Here is a 17414-nt window from a genome sequence, read left to right as displayed (position 1 = left end):
CGGGCGGATGCCGCGCCCCTGGGCCTGGTCGTACGAGGGCTACGACCCGGCGGCGGAGGGGCTGCGCGAGTCGCTCTGCACACTCGGCAACGGCTACTTCGCCACCCGCGGCGCGGCGTCCGAGCTGCCGGCCGGGCCCGCGCACTACCCCGGCACCTACGCCGCCGGCTGCTACAACCGGCTCACTTCGCTCGTGGCGGGCCGCCCGGTCGAGAACGAGGACATGGTCAACCTGCCCAACTGGCTGCCGCTGCGCTACCGGATCTGCCCCGCCGACGCGGCCCCCGGCCCCTGGCTCTCCCCCGACCACCCGCACCTGACGGAGCACCGGCAGACCCTGGACCTGCGGCACGGCACCCTGACCCGCTGGTCGGTCTACGAGGACGAGGCAGGACACCGGCTGACCGTGGAGCAGTGCCGCCTGGTGCACATGGGAGAGCCCCATCTGGCGGCGCTGCGCACCTGCTTCGCCTCCGACGGGTGGGCGGGCACCGTGGAGGTGGAGTCGGGGATCGACGGCGCGGTGCGCAATGCCGGGGTCGCGCGCTACCGGGAGCTGGAGGACCAGCATCTGACGGGGTGGGAGACCGGGACCGAGCTGCCGGACACGGTGTGGCTGAGCTGCCGCACCCTCGACTCGGACATCCGGATCGCGCTGGCCGCACGCACCCGCGCCTCCTCCGGCCGGGGCGGTGCGCCGCTGCCGCAGCTCACCGCGCTGCGGGCGTTCCACACCCTGGTGCTGCCCGTCGTCCCCGGCTCCCCCGCCGTCGTCGAGAAGACCGTGGCCCTGTTCACCTCCCGCGACCCGGCGATCGAGAGCCCGCGGCACGCGGCGGTGGACTGTGTGGCCCTGGCCCCGCACTTCCGGCAGTTGCGGGCCTCGCACCGCCGTGCCTGGGAGAACCTGTGGCGGCAGGCCAAGCTGGAGGTCCCCGGGGAGGCCGGCGGCATCCTGCGGCTGCACCTCTTCCACGTCCTGCAGACCCTCTCGCCGCACACCGCCGAGCTGGACGTCGGGGTGCCGGCGCGGGGCCTGCACGGCGAGGCGTACCGCGGGCACGTCTTCTGGGACGAGCTGTTCGTGCTGCCGTTCTTGAACCTGCACCTCCCGCAGGTCTCCCGGGCGCTGCTCGACTACCGCTACCGGCGGCTGCCCGCCGCCTGCCACGCGGCGATGGAGGCGGGCCGCACCGGTGCGATGTATCCGTGGCAGAGCGCCGGCGACGGCCGGGAGGAGACCCAGCAGCTCCACCTCAACCCGCGCTCGGGGCACTGGCTGCCCGACTACTCCCGGCTTCAGCACCACGTCGGATCGGCGATCGCGTACAACGTGTGGCAGTACGGACAGGCCAGCGGCGACACGGAGTTCCTGCACACCAGGGGCGCGGAGATGCTGCTGCAGATCGCCCGCTTCTGGGCCGCGTCCGCGACCTGGGACGCCGGCCTGGGCCGGTACCGCATCCGCGGGGTCGTCGGACCCGACGAGTACCACGACGCCTATCCGGACGCCGCCGGGCCGGGGGTGGACGACAACGCCTACACCAACGTCACGGCGGCCTGGGTGCTGACGCGGGCCCTGGAGCTCTGCCGCACGATGCCCGAGGCGAACCGGCGGCAGCTGGACGAACGCCTCCAGCTCGACCCGGAGGAGCCCGAGCGCTGGGAGGACATCACGCACCGGCTCCATGTGCCCTACCACCGCGGGGTGATCAGCCAGTTCGCCGGCTACGGGGACCTCGCCGAACTCGACTGGCACGGCTACCGGCACCGCTACGGCGACATCCGCCGGCTGGACCGGATCCTGGAGGCGGAGGGCGACACGGTCAACCGCTACCAGGCCTCCAAGCAGGCCGATGTGCTGATGCTGGGCTACCTCTTCTCGCCGGCGGAACTCGCCGCGGTCTTCCGCCGGCTCGGCCACCCCCTCGACGACGACATCTGGCACGCCACCGTCGACCACTACCTGCACCGCACCAGCCACGGATCGACGCTCAGCGCCCTGGTCCACGCCTGGGTCCTGGCCCGCGTCCACCGGCCCGACGCCTGGACGTTCTGCGAGGAGGCGCTGGCCGGGGACGTGGCGGACGTGCAGGGCGGCACCACCGCGGAGGGCATCCACCTGGGCGCGATGGCCGGGACCCTGGACTTCGTCCAGCGGGGCATGACCGGCCTGGAGACCCGCGACCGGGCGCTGTGGCTCGATCCCGCGCCGCTGCCGGAGCTGTCGAAGTTCGGGGTCCGCATCCGCTTCCGGCGCCACTGGGACATCGATCTGCGCATCCGCGCCGAGCAGGTACGGATCGCGGTCCCGGCCTCCGAGAACGCCGCGGTGCGGGTCAGGCTGCGCGACCGCGCGTTCTCCCTCCCGCCCGGTACCTCCCGCCGGCTCGATCTGCCCGGGGACTGAGCGGGATCGGGCGCCCGGCCGGACACGGCCCGGTGCGGCGGGCCGTGCGACTGCCGGGGAGGGCGGCCGCGTCAGCGCCGCAGGGGGCCCTCGCAGCGGTAGTCCGCGCTGCCGGCCCGGCCCGAGGACCAGATGTCGGTGGGGCCGAAGGAGCAGTTCATGTCGGTGAAGTTGTTCGCCGCGGGGCCGGTGCGGTCGAGGATGAAGTAGTCGACGGTCTCGGACATGTCCTTGAAGACCCGGCCGGGGTCGCCGGAGTCGGCGAGGTTGGCGGTGATCCGGCCGGTGCAGGTGAACCGGCCGTAGCCCCGGTCGCCCTCGTCCTTGCAGACGGGGGTGTTGGCGGTGGCCCCGGCGAAGGCGGTGCGGACCTCGTCGGGGGTGGCGAGCTTCAGGGAGCCGTTGGGCGTGAACCTCGTGTCCGGTACGTAGAGGCTGTCGACGACGGCGATCTGGGCGTCGAGGAAGGCGTCGTACTGCTGCTGCAGCCCCGCGTCGGCGCCCATGCGGTTGCGCCAGGAGTCGAACCCGGCCGGGTCGTCGGCGCGCAGGTGGCGGTACATCTCCTGGAGCATGGCGGGGTGGTCGCGCCACAGGAACTCGAAGAACGTGCCGGCGTAGGAGTAGAAGCGGAAGCCGTCGTGGTCGTAGGTCGCGTGCAGGAACGCGTTGACGGACATCCGGGGTGCGCCGCCCGCGGTGTCGGCGATGATGTCGCGGACCAGTGACCGGCGGACGGCGATGCCGTTGTCGCGGGTCGAGCCGTCGAAGAACTCGGCGCTGCCCTCGTCCATGGCGGTGGTGCGGTCGCCCTCGTACCAGGGGCCTTCGCCGAAGGAACCGGGGACGGCGAAGCGGCCGTTGAGGTAGTGGACGTACTCGTGCCGGAAGAGCTCTTCGAGGGTGAGGCTGGAGTCCTGGGGGACGCGGCGCTGGTAGGTGTAGAAGGTCGCGCCCTGCTCGATGTAGACGCCGCCGTTGTTGGTGTCCATGCCGGTGAGCAGCGGGTGGTAGACCTCGTAGTCGGCGCGGGAGGCGTACAGGACGATGGTGAGGGTGGTGTTGGGGTCGCCGGCCAGCGGTTCGGTGGTGCCGAGCACTCGGTGGAACTGCGCCTTGACCTGCTTCGACGCGTAGTAGAGCTGGTCGACGACGGCGCGGTCGAGGGCGGTGCGGACCCTGATGGCGCCGTTGTCGTAGGAGTAGGTGCGCGGGAAGATCCGGGCTTCGATGTCGTCCTTGCACACCGCGTACGGCTTGCAGGCGTCGAAGAAGATGAGCCAGCCGGCGACCTTGGCCCAGGGTTCGCTGCCGTCGCCGAAGTTGCGCACGGTGATGGGGAGGAGGGCGCCGAGGTCGGTGACGATGCGGGTCTTGAGGGAGCCGATCTGGCCGAAGCGGCCGTACTCCCCGAGCGCGTCGCGCGCGGCCCAGGCGTTGGGCGTCCCCTTGAGGTGGGTGTATCCGGCGAACGCCTTGAAGGCGGCGCGGTAGGCGGGGTCGGCGGCGGCCGCGTACTGGAAGGCGGTGTCCTTGTTGCCGGGGTAGACGCCCAGGTAGTTGACGGACAGCGCGGCGAGGGCTGCATTGCCCCAGGCCGGGTCCTTGTGGGTGGCGGGGTGGGACGGGTCGAGGGTGGCCAGGACCCGCTGGATCAGGTCGAGTTGGTGCTGCCGCAGGCCCGGGGCGCTCGCGGCGTACAGGGCCTCGCGCAGGGTGTCGGCGTTGGCCCGGGTGACGTCGAAGGTGCGGGCCGCGGTGCCGAACGCCCCGACGGCGCGGCGCACGGCGTCGACGGTGGGCGCGTCGGTGGTGTCGATCTCGTCGTGCGAGAAGTCCTGGTAGGCCACCGCGTGCAAGTACGTGAACATCTCGTACAGATGGCTGCTGTTCTTGCCGTCATGGGCGGCGGCGAGGCCGGTGATGCGACGGGCCACGGCCTGGACGTGCGCGTCGGACATCACCGGGATCAGCCGCCGGTCCCAGGTCCACACGAGGGTGCGCAGGCAGTCGTCGGCCGTGACGGCCGGGTCGGCGAGGAAGTCCGCGAACTGTTCGGGGTTCAGGCCGGTGATGCCGTCGAGCGTGCACGGGGCGACCTCGGGTCCGGGCCCCTGCGGCGGGCCCGTGGGCTTGGTCTGCGGGCCCGGTATGCGGCCTCTGTCGACCAGGGCGCGGGGCGCCGGGGCGGGGTCGGCGCCGGACTTCGGGGCGGTGGCGAGGCGTTGGGCATGGTCGAGGGGGTTGGCCGCGGGGGCGGCGGGCCGGTGCCCCGGCTGCGCCGCCGGGGTCCGCTGCGGGGCGGCCGCCGGAGGGGGCGCCGCCTGGGCGGCCTGGACGGCCGGCAGCGCGAGGGCGGCCGCGAGGGTCGCGGCCAGCAGGATTCCGCGCGGCACACGGGGTTGGGACACCTGAACCTCCGGGAGGGGGTGGGGGGTTGAGGGGCTGAGGCCATGGCCTTCACTCCACGAGGTGTGACCCGTAACATAGTAATGTGAAATTGCACTGACAAGGCTTCAGGTAACTTTCTTTGCCGGAGGTGTCCATGACCTCGCGCACCCCCCAACTCCACACCGGCAGCCATGACTTGCCGGTGCCCGACGCCCTCGCCGCCTTCATGACCGGCGGGTGGGCCGCCACCGCCCCGCTCCCCGACGAGCCCCCCGCGCCGGACCTCGCCCGGTTCGCCGGCCGCCGGGACCGGCTCGCCGCGCGCTTCCCGGGCGAGCGACTCCTCGTCCCGGCCGGTGAGTTGAAGGTCCGCTCCCACGACTGCGACCACCGCTTCCGCCCGCACAGCGCCTACGCCTGGCTGACCGGCCTCACCGGCGAGGACCAGCCGGGGCACGTCCTGGTGCTGGAGCCGGACGGCGAGGCGGTGCTGTACCTGCGGCCGCGGCCGCCGCGGGACGAGGGCGGCGCCTTCTACCGGGACCGCCGGCACGGCGAGTTCTGGGTGGGCCGCCGCCCCGATCTCGCGGAGGCCGAGCGGCGCACCGGCCTGCGCTGCGCACACCTGGACGACCTCGACCGCCGCCGCGGGCCAGGCCGGGACGCCGCCCGGGACACCGAACTCGCCTGCGCGCTCAGCGAGTTGCGGCTGGTCAAGGACGACTGGGAGGTGGCCCAGCTCCAGCAGGCCGTCGCGCACACCACCGCCGGCTTCGAGGACGTCGTCCGCGCCCTTCCCGCCGCCCTGCGCCACCCGCGCGGCGAACGCTGGATCGAGGGGGTCTTCCAACTGCGCGCCCGTGCCGAGGGCAACGGCACCGGGTACGAGACCATCGCCGCCGCCGGCGCCCATGCCTGTGTGCTCCACTGGACCCGCAACGACGGGCCGCTGGACCCGCGACAGTTGCTGCTGCTGGACGCGGGGGTGGAGACCGACGCGCTGTACACCGCCGACCTCACCCGCACCCTGCCGCTGTCCGGGCGCTTCTCCCCCGTCCAGCGCCGGGTGTACGAGCTGGTGCTCGCCGCGCAGGACGCGGGGATCGCCGCCCTCAAGCCGGGAGCGAGCTTCCGCGACTTCCACCGGGCGTGCAGCGGCGTCCTGGCCGAGGGGCTGGCCGACTGGGGCGTCCTGCGCGTCCCGGCGCGCGAGGCGCTCGCCGCGGACAGCGGCCTGTACCGGCGCTACACGCTGTGCAGTTCGGGCCATATGCTCGGCCTCGACGTGCACGACTGCGCCCGGGCCCGCGCCGCGCAGTACCTCGACGGCGTTCTCGCGGAAGGGCAGGTCCTGACGGTCGAACCGGGGCTCTACCTCCAGCCCGACGACGAGACGCTGCCGCCCGAACTGCGCGGCATCGGGGTGCGCGTCGAGGACGACCTGGTGATCACCGCGGACGGCGCCCGGCTGATGTCGTCGGCGCTGCCGCGCACCGCCGACGCGGTGGAGGAGTGGATGGACGGGCTCCTCGCCGGACGCCCCTGACCCGCCCGGCCGGTCAGCCCCGGCGGGCCACCGGCCGCTGCGGCCGCGGCACCAACGGCTCCTCGCGGCCCTGGGCCCACAGCGAGCGGACATGACCGAGGTGGCGGGCCATACAGGACTCGGCGGCCTCGGCGTCGCCCGTCAGCATCACGTCGAGCAGCTCGACGTGCTCCTCGGCGGAGGGCAGCAGCTGGTTGCGCTCGTCGAGCCGGGTGAGGCCGTACAGCCGGGAGCGCTTGCGCAGGTCGCCGACCGTCTCGACGAGGCGGTCGTTGCCGCTGAGGCCGAGCAGGTCGAGGTGGAAGCGGCGGTCGGCCTCCAGATAGCCGATGAGGTCGTGCGCACGGGCGGCGGCGACGATCTCCAGGGCGGCCGGGCGGAGGGCCTCCAGTTGCGCGCGGCCGGCGGTGCGGGTGACCTGGCCGACGACCGGGACCTCGATCAGGGCACGGATCTCGGTGTACTGGTCGAGGTCGCGCTCGCTCACCTCGGTGATCCGGAAGCCCTTGTTGCGGACCGGTTCGACCAGCCCCTCGCGGGCCAGGTCGAGCATCGCCTCGCGCACCGGAGTGGCGGAGACACCGAAGTCCGCGGCGAGGCCCGGGGCCGAGTAGACCGACCCCGGGCGCAGCTCCCCCGCGATCAGGGCCGCGCGCAGCTGATGGGCCACCTGATCGCGGAGCCGCTCCTGCGCGGTGATCAGGCTGCGGTGCTTGAGTTCGCCCATCGTGGTCCTCCGAGTTGACGCGGAGTGCCAGCGTACAATGTCACGTTGCGCAAACCCGCTGGTGGCGGACGGCCCACGGGCGCATGGCCGTTGGCCACGCGGCCGTGGTTCCCGAGGCCCCGGGTCACAGCACGAACCCCGCGGGGAACGGATCGGACGGGTCGAGGAAGTACTGCGCGGTGCCGGTCACCCAGGCCCGCCCGGTGACCGTGGGGACGACGGCCGGGTACGGCCCCACCGCGGTCGTGGCGACGAGGCGGCCGGTGAACTCCGTCCCGATGAAGGACTCATTGACGAAGTCCTGGTGGAGGGGCAGTTCGCCGCGTGCGTACAGCTGCGCCATCCGCGCCGAGGTGCCCGTACCGCACGGCGAGCGGTCGAACCATCCGGGGTGGATGGCCATCACGTGCCGGGAGCGGGTGGCGTCCGACCCCGGCGCGGCGAAGTAGACGTGCTTGAGGCCGCCGATCCGGTCGTCCTCGGGGTGGACCGGCCGGTCGGTGGCGTTGACCGCGTCCATGAGGGCGAGTCCGGCGGCGAGGATGTCGTCCTTGCGGGCCCGGTCGAAGGGCAGGCCGACGGCGGCCAGCGGCAGGATCGCGTAGAAGTTGCCGCCGTAGGCCAGGTCGTAGCCGAGGGTGCCGTAGCCGGGGACGGCGATCTTGCGGTCGAGTCCGGCGCAGAAGGCGGGCACGTTGGTGAGGGTGACGGCCGTGGCCGCCCCGTCCCGCACCCGCACCTCGGCGGTGACCAGCCCCGCGGGGGTGTCCAGCCGCACCGTCGTCACGGGTTCCTGGACCTCCACCATGCCGGTCTCGACGAGGACGGTGGCCACCCCCATGGTCCCGTGGCCGCACATCGGCAGATAGCCGGAGACCTCGATGAACAGGACGCCGTAGTCGGCGTCGGGGCGGGTCGGGGGCTGGAGTATCGCCCCGCTCATGGCGGCGTGGCCGCGCGGCTCGTTCATCAGGAGCGTGCGGACGGCGTCGCGGTGCTCGGCGAAGTAGGTCCGGCGTTCGGCCATGGTGGCGCCGGGCAGGGTGCCGACGCCGCCGGTGATGACCCGGGTGGGCATGCCCTCGGTGTGCGAGTCGACGGCGTGGAAGACGTGGCGGGTGCGCATGGGGCCCCTCTCAGTGGTGGCCGTCGGCGAGGAGCTTCCCGGTGACGGCGCGGAGCGCGGCCGACTGGTCGGCGGTGAGCGCGGTACGGGGCGGGCGGGTCGGGCCGCCGCGGTGTCCGGCGAGGTCCGTGGCGAGCTTGATGGCCTGTACGAACTCGGTCCGGGAGTCCCAGCGCAGCAGCGGGTGCAGGGTGCGGTAGAGGGGCAGCGCGGTGTCGAGGTCCCCGGCGACGGCGGCCCGGTAGAGGGCGGCGCAGGACGCGGGCAGGGCGTTGGGGAAGCCCGCGATCCAGCCGACGGCCCCGGCGAGGGCGAGTTCGAGCAGGACGTCGTCGGCGCCGATCAGCAGGTCGAGTTCCGGGGCGGTTTCGGCGATCTCGTAGGCCCGTCGGACATCGCCGCTGAACTCCTTGACGGCGACGATGCTGCCGTCGGCGTGCAGGTCGGCGAGGAGACCGGGCGTGAGGTCGACCTTGGTGTCGATGGGGTTGTTGTAGGCGACGACGGGCAGGCCGGCCGCGGCCACGTCGGCGAAGTGGGCGCGGACGGCGGCCGGTTCGGCGCGGTAGCCGTTGGGCGGCAGCAGCAGGACGGAACCGGCCCCCGCCTCGGCGGCCTGCTCGGCCCAGCGGCGCGAGGCGGCGCTGCCGTAGGCGGAGACGCCGGGCATCACCCGGTCACCGTCCCCGGCGGCCTCCACGGCGGTACGGACGACGCGGGCGCGCTCGGCGTCGGTGAGCGTCTGGTACTCCCCCAGCGAGCCGTTGGGGACGACGCCGTCGCAGCCCGCGGCGAGGAGCCGGGCGACCTGGGCGGCGTAGGCGTCGTGGTCGATGGAGAGGTCGTCACGGAAGGGGAGGGTGGTGGCGACCATGATGCCGTGCCAGGGGCGGGTGCGCGTGACCATACGATGCTCCTTCTATGAGGTGTGACATTTTACTGAGTTCCCCCGGGGGATGCCAAGGTCGCCAGGAGGCGAACTAACCCTGTTCCTCGGTCAGTTCGGCCAGTTCGCCCAGGACGACGGGGCAGGCGAGGGGTCTGCGGTCGGCCGGCGGCCCGGCCTCCCCCGCGAGCCGGGCCACCGCGGGCCCGCACATCCGCCCCTGGCACCAGCCCATTCCGGCCCGGGTGAGGAGCTTGACGGTGCGGGTGTCGCGGGCGCCGAGTCCGGCGACGGCCTCCCGGATCCGCCCGGCGGTTACCTCCTCGCAGCGGCAGACCTCGGTGTCCTCGCGCAGCCAGCCGGTCCAGCCGGGGCGCGGGGCATGGGCGGCGGCCAGGGTCCGGGCGAACCGGCGCAGCCGGTCACGGCGGCGGCGCAGGGCATCGGGGACGGCCCGCCCCGCGAGGGCGTGGGCCGCCACCTCGCCCTCCACGAAGGCGAGTTCCGCGCCGCCCACCCCGCCGGCCTCACCGGCCGCCCAGACCCCGTCGACCGAGGTCCGCTGCCGGCCGTCGAGCCGCAGCGCCCAGGTGCCGTCCGGGCCGCGGCGGACGGCGCAGCCCAGCGTGGTGGCCAGCTCCAGTTGCGGCACCAGCCCGTACCCGACGGCGAGCGCCTCGCAGGGGACGCGCCGTCCGGTTCCGGGCACCGGCCGCCAGTCCCGGTCGAGCCGGGCCAGGGTGACGGCCTCGACCCGGTCGGTGCCGTGCACGGCGGTGACCGCGCTGCGGGTGCGCAGGCGTACGCCGTGGCGGAGCAGGGCAGCTCCGTGAACGGCCGCTTCGGCGAGCTTGCCGGGGTTGGCGGCCAGGGTGCGCGGGGCGCGGGCGTATCCGGCGTAACCGCCGGCCTCGGCGACGACCGGCACCGTGGCACCGGCCGCGGCCAGCGATCCGGCCACGGCGAGCAGCAGCGGCCCGCTGCCGGCGACCACGATCCGCCGGGCCGGCAGCACCAGCCCGGCCTTGAGCATGGCCTGCGCCCCGCCCGCGCCCACGACACCGGGCACCGTCCAGCCGGGGAAGGGGAGGTGGCGCTCGTGCGCGCCGGTGGCGAGGAGCACCTGACGCCCGCTCACCTCGGCGCGACCCTGCGCGCCGTCGGGCCCGGTGACCGCGTGCGCGGTCCAGTGCTCCTGCTCCCGGGTGACGGCCCAGACGTGGTGGGCGGCGAAGTACTGGACCCGGCCCGCGGCGCGCTCCTCGTCCAGCCGGGCGGTGCGCCGGGTGAACGCGCGCCAGGAGTGGTGCAGGGCCTCGGGACGGGCGGCGCCGAGGCCGGGGGCCGGCTGCCGGTAGAACTGCCCGCCGGGCCGGGCGGCCGCGTCGACGAGCGCCACCCGCAGCCCGAACCCGGCGGCGGTGACGGCGGCGGCGAGCCCGGCCGGTCCCGCGCCGATGACGACGAGGTCGTGGCGGTCAGACGGTGAGGTCGGCACGTCCGTGTCCCTCCTGGGTGGTGACCGCGTCCCCGGGCCGGGCGGGCACCAGGCAGGCCCGCTGATTGGGCCGGCCGTTGATGGTGGCCAGGCAGTCGAAGCAGGAGCCGATGCCGCAGAAGGCCCCGCGCGGGCGGCCGCCGCGCCGGGTGGTCCGCCAGGAGAGCACACCGGCCGCCCAGAGCGCGGCGGCGACGCTCTGGCCGGGCAGCGCGGTCAGCGGCCGCCCGTCGAGGCGGATCTCGAACGCCGGTCCTGGCGCGGCCCGTACGAGGTCGGCGGGGGTACGGCGAGGGGTCATGCGCGGGCTCCTCTCGGTGTGGGTGAACGGGCGGCGCGGGGCCCGGCCGGGCTCATCCCTGCCCCGCCCCGCCGGCGAACCGCTCCGGGCGGAACGGCCGCGCGTCCAGCGGGGCGGGCGTCCCGGTCAGCGCGGCCGCGATCAGCCGGCCGGTGGCCGGGGCGAGGCCGATGCCGGCGCCCTCGTGGCCGCAGGCGTGCAGCAGGCCGGGGAGGCGGGGGTCGGGGCCGATCGCCGGGAGGTGGTCCGGGAGGTAGGGGCGGAATCCCTGGTAGGTGCGCAGCACCCGGACGCCCGCCAAGACGGGGAACAGGGCCGCGGCCTGGGCGGCGAGCCGGCGCAGCACCCCGGCCGAGAGCGTGCGGTCGAAGCCGATCCGCTCCCGGCTGGCCCCGATCAGGACCGGTCCGGCCGGGGTGCCCTCGACAACGGCGGAGGTCTGCAGCGCGGCCGATCCGCTGGCCACGTCGGCGACATAGTCCGCGGCGTAGACCTTGCGCCGTACGACCCGCGGCAGCGGCTCGGTGACCAGGACGCACCCCCGGCGGGGCAGGACGGGAACGGTCACCCCCGCGAGGGCGGCCAGCCGGCCCGCCCAGGTGCCGGTGGCGTTGACGACCGCGGGGGCCGGCAGGTCGCCCCGCGGGGTGCGCACGCCCCGGACGGCGCCCTCGGGCCCCCGCAGGAAGGCCGTGACCTCCGCGCCCAGGTGCAGCCGGGCACCGGAGGCGCGCAGCAGATGGGCGGCGGCCAGGGCGGGTTGGACCTGCGCGTCCTGCGGGTAGAGGACGCCGCCGGCGAGGCCGGGCGCCAGATGCGGTTCGGCGTCCCGCAGCCGGTCGGCGGGCAGGTGGTCGCTGCGCACGCCCGCTCTTTCCTGCGCCGCGCGGAAGGCGCGCAGCGCCGCCATGCCGGGCTCGTCCGAGGCGACGACCAGCCCGCCCTTCGTCTCGTACTCGATCTCCGGCGGCAGCTCGGCGGCGAGTGCGCGCCACAACCGGAGGGAGAGCAGGGCGAGTTCGAGTTCGGGGCCGGGCTCCTTGTCGGAGACGAGCAGATTCCCCTCACCGGCGCCGGTGGTGCCGCCCGCGACGGGCCCGCGGTCGACGACGGCGACGGAGAGGCCGGCCCGGGCGGCGTAGTAGGCGCAGGCGGCACCGACCACTCCGGCCCCGACCACGATCACGTCCGGAGCGTCCAGGAACTGTCCGTGTCTCATGGGCACATCAGTAATATGTCACACAACACAAGCCCGGAAAAGGGGACTTGGAAGAGGGCCCCGGGGTGCTTCCGCGCACCGCGCACGGTCGGTCCGGCGCGCGGGGTTCGTGCCGCCCGGGACGACACGGCGGAGGCACGGCGGGCAACCGACGGGTCAGGGGCCGGGGGCGCGGCGCACGCCCCCGTGCGCGTCTCGGACCGGGGCGGCACCCCCTAGCCTGGAGGCATGGACGAGACCGGGGCCGCCGGGCCGCCGCCGGGGCCGGGTGAGAGCGGCTTTCCCGCGTATCGGGCGGTGCGGTGCAGTGGGTTCGCGGAGCTGGACGCGCAGGTGGTCCGGTGCCGGGCCTGTCCCCGGCTGGTGGCGTGGCGGGAGGAGACCGCGGCGCATCCGCGGGCGGCGTTCCGGGACCAGGAGTACTGGGCGCGGCCGGTCCCGGGGTTCGGGCCGGCCGACGCGCCCCTGGCCATCGTCGGGCTGGCGCCCGCCGCGCACGGCGGCAACCGCACCGGCCGGATGTTCACCGGGGACGCCTCCGGCGACTTCCTGTTCGCCGCGCTCCACGCGGTCGGCCTCGCCTCCCGGCCCACCGCGACGGACCGGGACGACGGCCTGGAGCTGTACGGGGTGCGGGTGACCGCGCCGGTCCACTGCGCGCCGCCGGAGAACCGGCCCACGCCCGCCGAACGGCGCACCTGCCGGCCGTGGCTGTCGGCGGAGCTCGAACTCCTCGCTCCCGGCCTGCGGACGGTCGTGGTGCTGGGCGCCTTCGGATGGCAGGCGCTGCTGCCCGTACTGGGCGAGGCGGGGTGGGCGGTCCCCCGGCCGCGGCCCGCGTTCGGTCACGGCGTACAGCTGACCCTGCCCGCCACGGCACGGCGGCGGGAACTGCAGGTGTTCGGGAGCTACCACCCCAGCCGGCGCAACACGTTCACCGGCCGGCTCACCTTCGACATGCTCGTCGAGCTGCTCGCCCGCGCCGCCGCGCTCGCGGGGCCGGGACGTCCGGGAGCGGGCTGACGCCGGTCGCCGGGCCCGGGGCCGCGACGCCCTCGGGCCGCCGGCCGGCCTCCGCGCGCCGCCGCCGGTCCGCCTCCGTATGCCGCCCCGGTACCACCTTTCCGCCGCCATGCGCCCCCGGACGCCGACTTCTATCCTGAGAGGCAAGGCGGCTGCGGGGACCGGGGGATACGGGATACGGCCGAGGAGGGCTCGTGCGCCATCACGTGGCGGACCGGGTCGCGAAGGCCGCTTCGGGCGGTACCTTCTCGCACCGGGACCGGGCAGTGATCGTCGCTGCCGCGCTGTCCATCCTCATCGTGCAGATGGACTGGTTCGCGCTCGACCTGATGCTCCCGGTGATCGCCAGGGATTTCGGCACCTCGTCGACCGATCTCCAGTGGCTGGTCAGCGGATACATGGTGGCCATCGGCGCGTTGATGATCGTCGGTGGCCGGGCGGCCGATCTGCACGGGCGGCGGCGGGTCATCGTGCTCGGGCTGTCCGTGTTCGCCGCCCTGTCCGTGGTGTGCGCCGCCGCGCAGAACGCGCCCTGGCTGATCGCCGCGCGGGTCGTACAGGGCACCGGCGCGGCGATGATCTTCCCCGTTTCGGTGGCGGTGGTGACCAGTTACTTCCGGGACGACCGGCAGGGGCGGGCGGTCAGCACGGTGCTGGCGTTCGGTTCCCTGGGCACCGCTCTGGGCCCGTTCGTGGGCGGCGTCTTCGCCGAACACGTCAGCTGGCGCGCGGTGTTCCTGATCAATGTGCCGGTGTGTCTGGCCGCGGCCCTGCTGGTGCTGCGCTTCGTGCCGGAGACCCGTGACGAGCAGGCGACCCGCCGTCTCGACCTGCCCGGCGCGGCGACCGTCGCCCTCGGTCTGACGTGTCTGATGGTCGCCGTCGACCAGGGGCAGGGCTGGGGGTGGACCTCCGTGCCGACCCTGGCCACCGCCGCGGTGGGTCTCGCCCTCCTCGCGCTGTTCGTGGCGGTGGAGCGGCGCAGGCCCGAGCCGCTGATCGACATGTCGCTCTTCCGCAACCGGAAGTTCGATGTGATCACCCTGGCCGGCTCGCTCTCGAACGTGGTGTATTGCCTGGTCGCGGTGCTCTCGGCGCTCTACCTCCAGCAGGCACGGGGGCTGTCGCCGTTTGTCGCGGGGGTGGTCTTCCTGGCGCTCTCCTGCGGGGTGGGCGCGGCCAGTTACTGGGCGGGGCGGCTGGCCCTGCGCTGGCGTGCCGAGCGGCTGATGGCCTGCGGCATGCTCACCAGCGGTACCGCGCTGCTGGCGCTGACCTGGGTGCGGCCGCTCGGCTGGTACGCGGTGGTCTTCGCGGTGTGCGGGGTGGGCATCGGGCTGGGGTGGGCGCTGACGAACGTGGCCACGCAGGCGCATGTCCCCGCGGAGCGGACGGGCGCGGCGTCGGGGCTGGTGCTGACGTCGCTGGTGCTGTTCGGGGCGGTGAGCGTGGCGGTCGCGGCGACGGTGCTGGAGCTGGTCAGCGGCTCCCCGTCGACCGCGGCCGCCGACGGCCGCGCCATCGAGACGGTGCTGCGCGGCACGTCCCTGCTGGCCTTCCTCGGCGCGTTCGGGCTGTTCGCGATCTCCGCACCGCAGTTGCGGGCGCGTGAGGGCGCGGCGGTACCCGGCTGACGACCCGCCGGGGCCCGCAGCCGGTGCCGCTCCGGGCCCCGGCGGGTCACCGCGCCCCGTACACCGGCTGCGGTGTCCCGGCGGCGGCCAGCAGGTCGCGGGCGGCCCGACCGGCCTCGGCCGGCGTCCAGCGGCTCTTCCGGTCCGCGGTGGGGCCGGGGCGCCAGCCCTCCATCACAGTGATCCGGCCCGCCTCGGCCTCGAAGACCCGGCCGGTGACCCCGGCGCTGTCGGCGGAGGACAGCCAGACCACCAGCGGGGAGACGTTCTCCGGCGCCATCGCGTCGAACTCCCCCGCGGCGGGCTTCGCCATCGTCCCGGCGAAGGTCCGCTCCGTCATCCGGGTCCGGGCGGCCGGTGCGAGGGCGTTGATCTGGACGCCGTAGCGGGCGAGTTCGGCGGCGGCGACGAGGGTGAGCCCGAGGATGCCGGCCTTGGCGGCGGCGTAGTTGCCCTGGCCGACGCTGCCGAGCAGTCCGGCGCCCGAACTGGTGTTGACGATCCGGGCGTCGGGCGTCCGGCCGGCCTTGGCCTCGGCCCGCCAGTGGGCCGCGGCGTGCCGCAAGGGCAGGAAGTGGCCCTTGAGGTGGACGCGGATGACGGCGTCCCAGTCGTCCTCGTCGAGGTTGACGAGCATCCGGTCGCGGAGGAACCCGGCGTTGTTGACGAGGGCGTCGAGGCGGCCGAAGGTATCCAGCGCGGCGGCGACGAGCGAGGCGGCGCCGTCGGTGGTGGTGATGTCGCCGGTGTGCGCGACGGCCCGGCCGCCGCGGGCCCGGATCTCGTCGGCGACCTGCTGGGCCGGTCCGGGCGAGGCGCCGGCCCCGTCGGCGGCCACCCCGAGGTCGTTGACCACGACCGCGGCGCCCTCGGCGGCGAGGGCCAGGGCGTGCGCGCGGCCGAGGCCGCGGCCGGCGCCGGTGACCACGGCCACGCGTCCCGTGCAGATTCCGGTGCCGGTCATGTCCGAATCTCCTGTTCCGGTCACGTCAGGTGTCCTTCGTGGCGTCGGGCGGGGCGGGGTGGTTGACGGTGGCGGCGTCGAGGAAGGCGGGCCGCTCGCCGCCGCCGTGGACGAGCAGGCTGGCGCCGGTCAGGTACGCGGCGCGATCGGAGGCGAGGAAGACGCAGGCGTCGCCGATCTCGCCGGGTTCGGCGAGCCTGCCGAGCGGCACGGTGGCGCCGACGGCGGCGACGCCCGCCTCGTCGCCGTAGTGCACCGCGGCGAGTTCGGTCCGCACCATGCCGAGGACGAGGGTGTTGACCCGGACCCGGGGCGCCCATTCGACGGCCATGGAGCGGGCGAGGTGGTCCAGGCCCGCCTTGGCCGCGCCGTAGGCGGCGGTGCCGGGCGAGGGCCGGGTGCCGCTGACGCTGCCGATCATGATGACCGAGCCGCCGGCCGGGCGCTGCCGCATCACCTCGTACGCGGCGAGCGAGGCGGTCAGCGGCGCGAGGAGGTTGAGCGCGACGACCCGGGCGTGCCGCTCGGCGCCGCCCTGGTCGAGCAGCCGGTAGGGCGTGCCTCCGGCGTTGTTGACCAGGCAGTCCAACGGGCCGTGGTCGGCGGCGAGTTGCGGGAAGAAGCCGTGGACGGCGGCCGGGTCGCGCAGGTCGAGGGGCCGGTAGTGCGCACGGCGGCCGGCCGCGGTGACGGGGGTGTCCGGCGGCCGGCGGGCGCAGACCACCACCTCCGCGCCGGCCCGCAGGAAGGCGCGGGCGATGCCGGCGCCGACGCCCCGGGTGCCGCCGGTGACGACGACCAGCCGGCCGGACAGATCGAGAGTCACGCTCACCGGGCACCCTCCCGCAGCGCGCGGTCCGCTGCTAACTTCGCTACCTAACAAACGCTTGGTGGAAAGGTAGCTGATCTGCCCATGGGTGTCTCCACCTCCGAACCGGACGAGGGCATCGCCGTGGTCACCGCCGACTACCCTCCGGTCAACGCCCTTCCCGTGCGGGGCTGGTACGACCTCGCCGACGCGGTGCGGGCGGCCGGCCGCGATCCCGCCGTCCGCTGTGTCGTCCTCGCCGCGACCGGCCGGGGCTTCAACGCGGGCGTCGACATCAAGGAGCTGCAGCGGGACACCGCGACCGGCGGGCACGGGGCCCTGCTCGGCGCCAACCGTGGCTGCGCGGAGGCGTTCTCGGCGGTCTACGAGTGCGAGGTGCCCGTCGTCGCGGCGGTGCAGGGCTTCTGTCTGGGCGGCGGCATCGGGCTCGTCGGGAACGCGGACGCGATCGTGGCCGCCGACGACGCCACGTTCGGGCTTCCTGAGCTGGACCGCGGGGCGCTCGGAGCGGCCACCCATCTCGCCCGGCTGGTCCCGCAGCACCTGCTGCGCACGCTGTACTACACCTCGCGCACCGTCACCGCCGCCGAACTGCGGGCGCACGGCTCCGTCTGGCAGGTCGTCCCGCGCGCCGGACTCCCCGCCGCCGCACGGGAGGTGGCGCGGGAGATCGCCCGCAAGGACGGCTTCCTCCTCCGGCTCGCCAAGGCCGCCCTCAACGGCATCGACCCCGTCGACGTACGGCGCAGCTACCGCTTCGAGCAGGGCTTCACCTTCGAGGCGAACCTCAGCGGGGTCGCCGACCGCGTCCGCGACACCTTCGGGGCACCGGGCGGCACCCCGACGACGGAAGGCTGATC

At 74.7% G+C, this 17414-nt stretch carries 14 protein-coding genes; 5 read left to right on the top strand and 9 right to left on the bottom strand.

Annotated features, from left to right (window positions below; translation table 11 throughout):
• Nucleotides 1-7: 7 nt before the first annotated feature.
• Nucleotides 8-2410, top strand: a complete 2403-nt coding sequence (locus K7396_RS32570) for a glycoside hydrolase family 65 protein (RefSeq protein ID WP_152104531.1) — start codon at nt 8-10, stop codon at nt 2408-2410.
• Between the two features lie 71 nt (nt 2411-2481).
• Here the strand turns inward: K7396_RS32570 and K7396_RS32565 are convergent, their stop codons facing one another.
• Nucleotides 2482-4821 (bottom strand): collagenase, encoded by a 2340-nt coding sequence (locus K7396_RS32565; RefSeq protein ID WP_223660272.1) that lies wholly within the window; start codon nt 4819-4821, stop codon nt 2482-2484.
• Between the two features lie 134 nt (nt 4822-4955).
• On the opposite strand from K7396_RS32565, the gene K7396_RS32560 reads away from it, so the two are divergent.
• Nucleotides 4956-6347 carry an aminopeptidase P family protein gene (locus K7396_RS32560; protein WP_152104497.1) on the top strand — a complete coding sequence of 464 codons (1392 nt, stop codon included), beginning with the start codon at nt 4956-4958 and terminating at the stop codon, nt 6345-6347.
• A 13-nt stretch (nt 6348-6360) separates the two neighbouring features.
• Here K7396_RS32560 and K7396_RS32555 read toward each other — a convergent pair whose 3' ends face one another.
• From K7396_RS32555 to K7396_RS32530, 6 genes are all read right to left on the bottom strand, one after another.
• Nucleotides 6361-7074 carry a GntR family transcriptional regulator gene (locus K7396_RS32555; RefSeq protein WP_086721038.1) on the bottom strand — a complete coding sequence of 238 codons (714 nt, stop codon included), beginning with the start codon at nt 7072-7074 and terminating at the stop codon, nt 6361-6363.
• A 124-nt stretch (nt 7075-7198) separates the two neighbouring features.
• Nucleotides 7199-8200, bottom strand: coding sequence for a proline racemase family protein (locus K7396_RS32550; protein ID WP_152104498.1), 1002 nt, complete (start codon nt 8198-8200; stop codon nt 7199-7201).
• 10 nt (nt 8201-8210) lie between these two features.
• On the bottom strand, nt 8211-9107 hold the full coding sequence (locus K7396_RS32545; RefSeq protein WP_152104499.1) for a dihydrodipicolinate synthase family protein: 897 nt from the start codon (nt 9105-9107) through the stop codon (nt 8211-8213).
• 73 nt (nt 9108-9180) lie between these two features.
• Nucleotides 9181-10584, bottom strand: a complete 1404-nt coding sequence (locus tag K7396_RS32540) for an FAD/NAD(P)-dependent oxidoreductase (protein ID WP_086718161.1) — start codon at nt 10582-10584, stop codon at nt 9181-9183.
• Nucleotides 10565-10885, bottom strand: coding sequence for a (2Fe-2S)-binding protein (locus K7396_RS32535; RefSeq protein ID WP_086718160.1), 321 nt, complete (start codon nt 10883-10885; stop codon nt 10565-10567). Before K7396_RS32535 ends, K7396_RS32540 begins: the two co-directional genes overlap by 20 nt.
• Nucleotides 10886-10937: 52 nt before the next feature.
• Complete coding sequence (locus K7396_RS32530) at nt 10938-12104, bottom strand: NAD(P)/FAD-dependent oxidoreductase (protein WP_086718159.1); 1167 nt, start codon at nt 12102-12104, stop codon at nt 10938-10940.
• Nucleotides 12105-12332: 228 nt separating this feature from the next.
• On the opposite strand from K7396_RS32530, the gene K7396_RS32525 reads away from it, so the two are divergent.
• A complete protein-coding gene (locus K7396_RS32525) occupies nt 12333-13127 on the top strand; it encodes a uracil-DNA glycosylase (RefSeq protein ID WP_086718158.1) in 795 nt (264 codons plus the stop codon).
• A gap of 194 nt (nt 13128-13321) precedes the next feature.
• On the top strand, nt 13322-14761 hold the full coding sequence (locus K7396_RS32520) for an MFS transporter (protein ID WP_086718157.1): 1440 nt from the start codon (nt 13322-13324) through the stop codon (nt 14759-14761).
• A gap of 46 nt (nt 14762-14807) precedes the next feature.
• On the opposite strand, the gene K7396_RS32515 is transcribed toward K7396_RS32520, so the two are convergent.
• Both K7396_RS32515 and K7396_RS32510 read right to left on the bottom strand, forming a co-directional pair.
• Complete coding sequence (locus tag K7396_RS32515) at nt 14808-15725, bottom strand: SDR family oxidoreductase (protein ID WP_086718156.1); 918 nt, start codon at nt 15723-15725, stop codon at nt 14808-14810.
• A gap of 25 nt (nt 15726-15750) precedes the next feature.
• A complete protein-coding gene (locus K7396_RS32510) occupies nt 15751-16557 on the bottom strand; it encodes an SDR family oxidoreductase (protein WP_086718155.1) in 807 nt (268 codons plus the stop codon).
• 81 nt (nt 16558-16638) lie between these two features.
• Here K7396_RS32510 and K7396_RS32505 point away from each other — a divergent pair, with 81 nt between their 5' ends.
• Entirely contained in the window at nt 16639-17412 is a 774-nt protein-coding gene (locus K7396_RS32505) for an enoyl-CoA hydratase family protein (protein ID WP_086718154.1), read from the top strand.
• The last annotated feature ends 2 nt before the right edge of the window (nt 17413-17414 follow it).

The sequence above is a fragment of the Streptomyces angustmyceticus genome, from assembly GCF_019933235.1.
Lineage (GTDB): Bacteria > Actinomycetota > Actinomycetes > Streptomycetales > Streptomycetaceae > Streptomyces > Streptomyces angustmyceticus.
Note: the sequence above shows the minus strand (reverse complement) of the source record. Positions and strands in the feature narration are given on the sequence as shown.